The 1,157-nt window shown below is 51.8% G+C and carries 1 protein-coding gene; it reads left to right on the forward strand.

Annotated features, from left to right (window positions below; translation table 11 throughout):
• The first annotated feature begins 587 nt into the window (after positions 1 to 587).
• Positions 588 to 935 (forward strand): hypothetical protein, encoded by a 348-nt coding sequence (locus AC6F7T_RS03025; protein ID WP_500716495.1) that lies wholly within the window; start codon positions 588 to 590, stop codon positions 933 to 935.
• The last annotated feature ends 222 nt before the right edge of the window (positions 936 to 1,157 follow it).

Raw genomic sequence — 1,157 nt, forward strand, 5'->3', positions numbered from 1 at the left:
TCTCCCTCGGAGGGGTGCCCCGGCAGGGGTGGGGTGGTCGCACCGGGGACTGGCTCCGCCAGGTGCCTGTCCCCCTGCCCGCGATAATCCCGGAATTAAAAGATTTTGACGCGGAAAAAGTCAACGGCAACGATGACGCGGTGAAGGTCAACGACGAAAAAACTGGTAGTTGGGAATAGGTAGTCGGGCGTTAAAGGATTTTCCCCAGGCCCCACTACCTAGTACCCAGTTCCTGGTGTTAAGGCCTTTGACCCTACCACATCTGGTTTAACGGTTTTCACCGCGACAAAGAGGTTCTGGTGATTGCTGTTATCAGACCTTCATCGATTCTGATAGCGGCTAAAAGACCTTCAAAAACTATTGGCCGCGATGAAAATCTATCAGAATCGGTTAAAACCCCAAAGGCTTCTCGACACGACGGGGGAGCGGTCTGATTTTACGACTAAAAATCGTTGGTTCGAACGCTAGAAGACACTACCCCGCCTCTATCCCCTTTGTTTGTGTGGTTGCCGCCGGCGATTTACCGTTGCTCCCGTCAACCATCATCGCTATGATGTTCCGTCACATCAACACCCCGGAGGGAACCCATGGAAAAAGACCACCTGCAGATCATTCTGGAAGATATCAACAGCAAGTTCAATGTTGTCATTGAATGCTACAACGCCCTTGATCGCAAAATTGACAACCTCGAAAAGCGCCACGATGAACGCTTTGACCTGCTCGATTTCAAGATCGAGACCGTCAATAATCATCTTTCAAAAAAAATCGATGCTGTAGCAGCTGATCTGAAAGCCACAGATAAGCGCATCAATAACAAGATCGATTCCGTAGAAGAACGCCTCAGTAAAAAAATTGATGGTGTTGCCGGCGACCTTAAAGCCCACCGCGCCGACACCGAAGCCCATGGTGGAATTTATCGAGTCAAAGAGGTGTAATCGCCGGCGCCGGGGACTGGCTCCGTCAGGTGCCTGCCCCCCTGTTTGCTGCCATCAGGGCCAAGGCAAAACCCGAGCGCAATGAATTGCTCCCCTACAGTTGATATTCAAAGTCCAGTCCCCACTACCCACTACCCACTACCCACTACCCACTACCCACTACCCACTACCCACTACCCACTACCCACTACCCACTACCCACTACCCACTACCCACTACCCA

This window comes from Pelovirga sp., from assembly GCF_059864205.1.